The sequence below is a fragment of the Dehalococcoidia bacterium genome, from assembly GCA_030648205.1.
Lineage (GTDB): Bacteria > Chloroflexota > Dehalococcoidia > JAUSIH01 > JAUSIH01 > JAUSIH01.
The window spans coordinates 25,121-31,216 of record JAUSIH010000105.1 but is presented as its reverse complement, the minus strand read 5'-3'; the positions used below and the strand labels follow the sequence as shown (position 1 = coordinate 31,216).

Below are 6,096 nucleotides of genomic sequence, written 5' to 3'. Positions count from 1 at the left end.
CCAACTCCGTCTTGCCGACGCCCGTGGGACCCAGGAAAATGAAGCTGCCGATGGGCCGCTTGGGGTCCTTCAGGCCAGAGCGCGCGCGACGCACGGCGTCGGCCACCGCCGCGATGGCCGCGTCCTGGCCGACCACGCGCTCGTGCAGGCGCTCCTCCATGTGGACAAGCTTCTCCCGCTCCCTCTCCAGCATCCGGCTGACGGGGATGCCCGTCCACTGGGCGACCACCGTGGCCACGTCATCCTCGTCCACGTTGTCGTCCAGGCCTTTCTCCGTCATCCAGGCCTGGCGCGCATCGGTGAACGTCTTGTCCAGGGCGACGCGGTCGGCCTTAATCTTGGCGGCGCGGTCGTAGTCCGTGGCGACGGAGGCCGCCTCCTCGTCCCGTTCAAGCTGCTTCAGCTTCTCCTGCTGCTCCCGCAGCGCGGGCGGCAGGCTGGAGAGGGCGATGCGCAGGCGGCTCGACGCTTCGTCAATGAGGTCCACCGCCTTGTCGGGCAGATGCCGGCCCGTGATGTAGCGCTGGCTCAGGCGCGCCGCCGCCGCCAGGGCCTCATCCGTTATCTTGACGCCGTGGTGCGCTTCATAGCGGTGCCGCAGCGCCTTCAGCATTTCGATGGCCGTTTCCACGTCCGGCTCGTTCACGTGCACCGGCTGGAACCGGCGCTCCAGCGCCGAGTCCTTCTCGATGCGCTCCCTGTACTCGGCCGGTGTGGTCGCACCGATGCACTGGAGTTCGCCGCGGGCCAGCGCAGGCTTCATCATGTTGGAGGCGTCCAGAGCCCCTTCCGCGGCGCCCGCGCCGACCACCGTGTGGATTTCATCAATGAACAGGACGATCTCCCCCTGGGCGTGGCGTATCTCGTCGAGGACTGCCTTGAGCCGCTCTTCGAACTCCCCGCGGAACTTGCTGCCCGCCACCAGGGCGCCCATGTCCAGGGACAGCACGCGGCGGCCGCGCAGGAAGTCCGGCACGTTGTCCGCCACAATGCGCTCGGCCAGTCCTTCGGCGATGGCCGTCTTTCCCACGCCCGCGTCGCCGATGAGCACGGGGTTGTTCTTGGTGCGCCGACTCAAAATCTGGATGGTCCGCTCAATCTCCGCGTCGCGCCCCACCACGGGGTCCAGCTTGCTCTCCCGCGCCAGGGCGGTCAGGTCGCGGGTGTACTTCTGGAGCACCCGGTACTTGCTCTCCGCGTGAGGGTCCGTGGAGCGCTGCGCGCCGCGTATCTTCATCAGCGCCCCGTAGACCTTCTCCTGGTCAATGCCGAAGTCGTGCAGGATGCGCGGCGCTTCTCCCTGGCGCTCGGTGGTGACGGCGATGAGCATGTGCTCCGTGCCCACGTACTCGTCGTGCAGGCGCTTGGCCTCCTCGTGGGCGCGGTCCAGGAACTGGGACACGCGAGGCGTGGCGTACAGCAGGCCGCTCTCATACGTTGAGCGGGGGAGGCGGCTCAGCGCCTCCCGGACGCGGGAGCGCACCCGCTCGGCGTCCACGCCCAGGTTTGCAAGGATGTCAATGGTCAGGCCGCCGGGCTCCAGGAGCGCCAGCAGGATGTGCTCCACGTCCCACTGAGTGTGGCGGAGCTTCCGCACGATCTCCTGGGACGCCGCGAGCACCTGCTGGGCCTGCTCGGTGAACTTGTCCGGCCGCAGCATATCGGAACCACCTGATGTGGTCATGGCTCTCTTACTCCTTCAGTCTCCCCTCGGCGTTGCCTTCCGTGCGCGTTGGCGCCTGGCGCAACTGCTCCAGTTCCGTGGACACCTCGCGCATGGCGCGCTCCATCGCCGCCATGCGGTCCGCCATCCGCAGAATCACCTCAACCCCCGCCAGGTTCACCCCCAGGTCGTCTATAAGGCCTTTGATGCGCCGTAGCCGGTCAACTTCGCTTTGGCAGTAGAGTCGTATCTTGCCCTGGGAGCGCTGCGGCTGCACCAGTCCCTGACGCTCGTAGTAGCGAAGGGTCTGCGCCGCGACGCCCACCATCTTGGCGGCCACGCTGATGACATACGTAGGCTCTTCCGCCGGCGTGGTCTCAGGTCCCGTGTCACTCTCTTGGGGCATATGCTCTATCTCCCTGAACGCAACGTGCGGAGCTCCTGGAATATCTCGCGCTCGCGGGCCGAAAGGCCCTTGGGCAGACTGACCTGCACGCGTACATAAAGGTCGCCGAATCCGCCACCGCTGAGGTGCGGCATGCCCAGTCCCGCCAGGCGGAACGTCTGTCCGTTCTGCGTCTCCGGCGGGACGTTCAAGGCCACGCGGCTCTTGAGCGTCCGCACCTCTACCTCCTTGCCCAGGACGGCATCCTCCAGGGGCAGAGGCAGGTCTGCGGAGAGGTCGTCGCCCTTGCGCTGGAAGCGTTCGTGGGGCAGCACCGCGATCACCAGATACAGATCGCCCGGCGCGCCTCGCGGCGTGCCCGGATTGCCCTCGCCTCGGACTCGGACGCGCGAGCCGTCCGTGACGCCCGGCGGGATTTTGACCTCCAGCCGGCGCACGCGCGGAAGCGTACCCGACCCGCGACACGTGGCGCAGACGGCGCCGTAAACGATGCCGGAGCCGCCGCAGGTGGCGCATGCGTCCCCGCGCGACAGCTCCAGCACGCGCGTCGTCCCTGCGTACGCCTCGTCCAGCGTCACCTGGACGGGCTGCTCCACGTCCGAGCCCCGGCGCGTACGCGTCGTGCGGGCGCCCGTCCGTCCAGTCCGGCGGCCCAGGACTTCCTCCAGCACATCGTCCATCGCGCCGCCGAAGCCGAACAGCGTCTCGCCCTGCTCAAAATCAACGCGCGGGCCCGTGCGCACGTTCCATTGGAATGGTCCCTGGTGGAATGGTCCCTGGCCCTGGCCTGGCGCACCCGTCTTTGCGAACTGGTCGGCATGGCGCCAGTTCTCACCGTAGGTGTCGTAGAGGCGGCGCTTCTCGGTGTCCGAGAGCACCTCGTACGCCTCGTTGATTTCTTTGAACTTGGCCTCGGTCGTCTTATCCCCCGGGTTGACGTCCGGATGGTATTTCCGGGCAAGGCGACGGAACGCCGCCTTGATGTCCTTATCGGAGGCGCTTCGGGGGATGCCCAGAACGTCGTAGTAGTCTCTGCCCATTGGGTTGTAGCTCCTTGTGCTCATTGTATGATGCTACAATGGCATTGTCAACTCATTTTTGAATACGACTTAACATGCGTTATCAGGGTTAGTGTAGTTGACAAAACAGGACGCCACCCCCGCCTTTTTGCCGCCGCCGATGCGGGCGCGGCCCGCGGGATATGGCGGGCGCGTTTGGCTTGCGTTCTTGACATCGAGCTTCGCCGCTGCTAGCATCAAACATAAAGGGAGCACACTGCCGCCGCCAGACCCGGACGGCACTCTATCCGGACCTCCGGGCGGGCCCCAAGGACCACTTCCACGCGGAGCGGTCTTTTTTCGCCCCTTCGCGTTGCCGGGAGATGCACATAATGTCATACGTCAAGGCGCTGCGTTGCCGGGAGTGCGGGCGTGATTACCCGCAGGAGCCTATCAACGTCTGCGACTTCTGCTTTGGCCCGCTGGAGATCGTGTACGACTACGACGCCATCTCCCGCGTCATCAGCCGTGAGCGCATCGCGCGGGGGCCGCTGAGCATCTGGCGCTACGCCGACCTGCTTCCCGCGGACAGCGAGCGGGCCGTGGACATCAACGCGGGCTTTACACCACTCATCAAGGCGAAGAATCTGGGCCGCCGGCTAGGCCTGGACAACCTGTACCTGAAGAACGACTGCGTCAACCCGTCTTACTCCTTCAAGGACCGCGTCGTCTCCATCGCGGCGACGAAGGCCCTGGAGTTTGGCTTCGACACCATAGCCTGTGCGTCCACCGGCAACCTGGCGTGCAGCGTCGCCGCCCACGCGGCGCGCGCAGGAATCAAAGCCGTCGTCTTCATACCCGCGGACCTGGAGAAGGGGAAGGTCGTCGGCGCCGCCATCTACGGCCCCACGCTGGTGGCCGTGAAGGGCAACTACGACGACGTCAACCGCCTGTGCTCGGAGATCGCCGACTCGTACCACTGGGCCTTCGTCAATATCAACGTCCGCCCGTATTACGCGGAGGGCAGCAAGACCCTGGGATACGAGGTGGCGGAGCAACTGGGCTGGCGCGCGCCCGACCACGCGGTGGTTCCCGCCGCATCCGGCTCCCTGTTCACCAAGATTTGGAAGGGCCTGAAGGAGATGTCGGACTTGAAGCTCATCGGCCCGGTCAAGACGCGCATGCACCTCACGCAGCCCACCGGGTGCTCGCCCATCTCCACTGCATTCCTGGAAGGGACGATGAACATCCGGCCGGTGAAGCCCAAGACCATTGCCAAGTCCCTGGCCATCGGCAACCCGGCGGACGGCTATTACGCCCTGAAGACGATCCAGGAGACGCGCGGCTCGGCCTGGTCCGTGACCGACGAGGAGATCGTGGAGGGCATCAAGCTGCTGGCGCAGACGGAAGGCATCTTCTCCGAGACCGCCGGGGGAGTTGTCATCGCCGGGCTGGAGAAGCTGGCCAGGAGCGGGGCAATCCAAAAGGACGAGGTGACGGTGGCCTACATCACCGGCAACGGCCTGAAGACGCAGGAAGCGGTGGAGGACGTGGTCAAGCCGTTGCTCATCGAGCCCAGCCTTGCCGCCTTCGAGAAGGCCCTGAAGGAACGCTAGAGGCCGTCCCATCTCTGGTATCCCGCGCGCCTTTAGGCTGGCGCAACCCGCCGAGTCTCCCGCCCTGTACGGGTGGGACGCCAGGAGGTAGACCTGTGACGAAAGAGAGTCCCCGTTCTCAGGAACCCCGGGTCCCGCGCGCGGCGTCCGGCGCCAAGCTGCGGGTGCGGTTCACCTTCCCCCAGAACCTCGTCACCGAACCCGTCATCTGGTACCTGGGCAAGCACTTCGAGGTGGTCACCAACATCCGCCGCGCCGAGGTCAAGGAGAGCACGGGCTGGGTGATTCTGGAGCTGGAGGGCAAGGAGGAGGAGGTCCAGCGCGGACTTCGGTGGGTCCGCGAGCAGGGCGTCCGGGTGGACCTGGTGACCGGCGACATCGTGGAAGGCTAGCCCACGACGCCTTCGTCAAGGAACGCTGGCGGACGCAACGTGCATTTCCTATAATAATAAGCAAAATGCAGAGGAAATCAGGGAGGACATGGACCCCATGAAAGTGAAAGTGCGGATTCCCACGCCCCTGCGCCGGCTGACCAAGGGCAAAGAGGTGGTGGACGTGGAGAGCGCCACGATCAACGACGCCATCCAGTCGCTGGAGAAGGACTACCCGGGAATCAAGGCGCGCCTCTGCGACGAAAAGGGTGAACTGCACCGCTTCGTGAATATCTACGTCAACGGTGAAGACGTGCGGTTCCTGCAAGGGGTGAAGACCAGCCTCAAGCAAGGCGACGAGGTCAGCATCGTTCCCGCCGTGGCTGGCGGCTAACTCAGCATCCCGCGTTACGCAAAACAGGAGGAGGCCATATAGTCTCCTCCTGTTTGTTGTGTCCCGTCCGTGTGGCCCGCTAGACTTTGGTCTGGGCCATCTCCTCGCGCAGCGCCGTCACCGGCTCCGGGTCGCCGAACACGTCCGGGTCCGCCCACTCCGGCTCGTGTCCGGTGGGGTCCTTGACCCAGTAGGATGCCTCCAGGGCAATTCCGTTGGGGTCATGGAAGTAGATGGACTGGATGATGGTGTGGTCCACCACCCGCGTGACCTCCACTTCATGCGCCGACAGGCGGTCGCGCAGCTTCAGCAGCGCCTCCTCGTCGGCCACGTTCAGCGACAGATGGTCGAACTGGATGCGTCCCGCCACGGGCAGGCCCGCCGGCTTCTTGAACTCGGTGACCATCCCCGGCCACTCGAAGAAGGCCAGCGTACTGCCCGGCCCGATCTCGAAGAAGTAATGGCGGAAGGGATAGCTGCGCCGGGAGTTGCCCGTGGTCGCGACGAGCCGCAGTCCCAGGATGTCCCTGTAGAAACGGACCGTCTTGTCCATGTCGCCGGTGACCATCGCCAGATGGTTCACTCCGCCGAAACGGATTGCGCTCCTGCCGTTCTTGTTCATGTATCCCTCCCCCTACCGTTGGCGGC

At 65.4% G+C, this 6,096-nt stretch carries 7 protein-coding genes; 3 read left to right on the top strand and 4 right to left on the bottom strand.

The genetic code is table 11. The features are described 5' to 3' along the window. The 3 genes from Q7T26_11895 to Q7T26_11885 all read right to left on the bottom strand — a co-directional run. A partial coding sequence (locus tag Q7T26_11895; GenBank protein ID MDO8532841.1) for a Clp protease N-terminal domain-containing protein occupies nt 1-1,657 on the bottom strand: 1,657 nt, incomplete at its 3' end. A 34-nt stretch (nt 1,658-1,691) separates the two neighbouring features. After that, nucleotides 1,692-2,069 carry a MerR family transcriptional regulator gene (locus tag Q7T26_11890; protein MDO8532840.1) on the bottom strand — a complete coding sequence of 126 codons (378 nt, stop codon included), beginning with the start codon at nt 2,067-2,069 and terminating at the stop codon, nt 1,692-1,694. A gap of 5 nt (nt 2,070-2,074) precedes the next feature. Continuing rightward, entirely contained in the window at nt 2,075-3,109 is a 1,035-nt protein-coding gene (locus Q7T26_11885) for a J domain-containing protein (protein ID MDO8532839.1), read from the bottom strand. Between the two features lie 350 nt (nt 3,110-3,459). On the opposite strand from Q7T26_11885, the gene thrC reads away from it, so the two are divergent. The 3 genes from thrC to Q7T26_11870 all read left to right on the top strand — a co-directional run bounded on the left by thrC (nt 3,460) and on the right by Q7T26_11870 (nt 5,448). Further along, nucleotides 3,460-4,683, top strand: a complete 1,224-nt coding sequence (gene thrC, locus Q7T26_11880) for a threonine synthase (protein ID MDO8532838.1) — start codon at nt 3,460-3,462, stop codon at nt 4,681-4,683. Between the two features lie 95 nt (nt 4,684-4,778). Continuing rightward, nucleotides 4,779-5,075 carry an NIL domain-containing protein gene (locus Q7T26_11875; protein MDO8532837.1) on the top strand — a complete coding sequence of 99 codons (297 nt, stop codon included), beginning with the start codon at nt 4,779-4,781 and terminating at the stop codon, nt 5,073-5,075. A gap of 97 nt (nt 5,076-5,172) precedes the next feature. Further along, nucleotides 5,173-5,448, top strand: coding sequence for a ubiquitin-like small modifier protein 1 (locus Q7T26_11870; GenBank protein MDO8532836.1), 276 nt, complete (start codon nt 5,173-5,175; stop codon nt 5,446-5,448). A gap of 79 nt (nt 5,449-5,527) precedes the next feature. Here the strand turns inward: Q7T26_11870 and Q7T26_11865 are convergent, their stop codons facing one another. Then, complete coding sequence (locus Q7T26_11865) at nt 5,528-6,070, bottom strand: VOC family protein (protein ID MDO8532835.1); 543 nt, start codon at nt 6,068-6,070, stop codon at nt 5,528-5,530. Nucleotides 6,071-6,096 lie beyond the last annotated feature (26 nt).

What these genes read in the sequence shown, in the direction of transcription:
- Q7T26_11870 (MDO8532836.1), top strand. Translation starts at nt 5,173, where the DNA reads ATGAAAGTGAAAGTGCGGATTCCCACGCCCCTGCGCCGGCTGACCAAG.
- thrC (MDO8532838.1), top strand. Translation starts at nt 3,460, where the DNA reads ATGTCATACGTCAAGGCGCTGCGTTGCCGGGAGTGCGGGCGTGATTAC.
- Q7T26_11890 (MDO8532840.1), bottom strand. Translation starts at nt 2,069, where the DNA reads ATGCCCCAAGAGAGTGACACGGGACCTGAGACCACGCCGGCGGAAGAG.
- Q7T26_11885 (MDO8532839.1), bottom strand. Translation starts at nt 3,109, where the DNA reads ATGGGCAGAGACTACTACGACGTTCTGGGCATCCCCCGAAGCGCCTCC.
- Q7T26_11865 (MDO8532835.1), bottom strand. Translation starts at nt 6,070, where the DNA reads ATGAACAAGAACGGCAGGAGCGCAATCCGTTTCGGCGGAGTGAACCAT.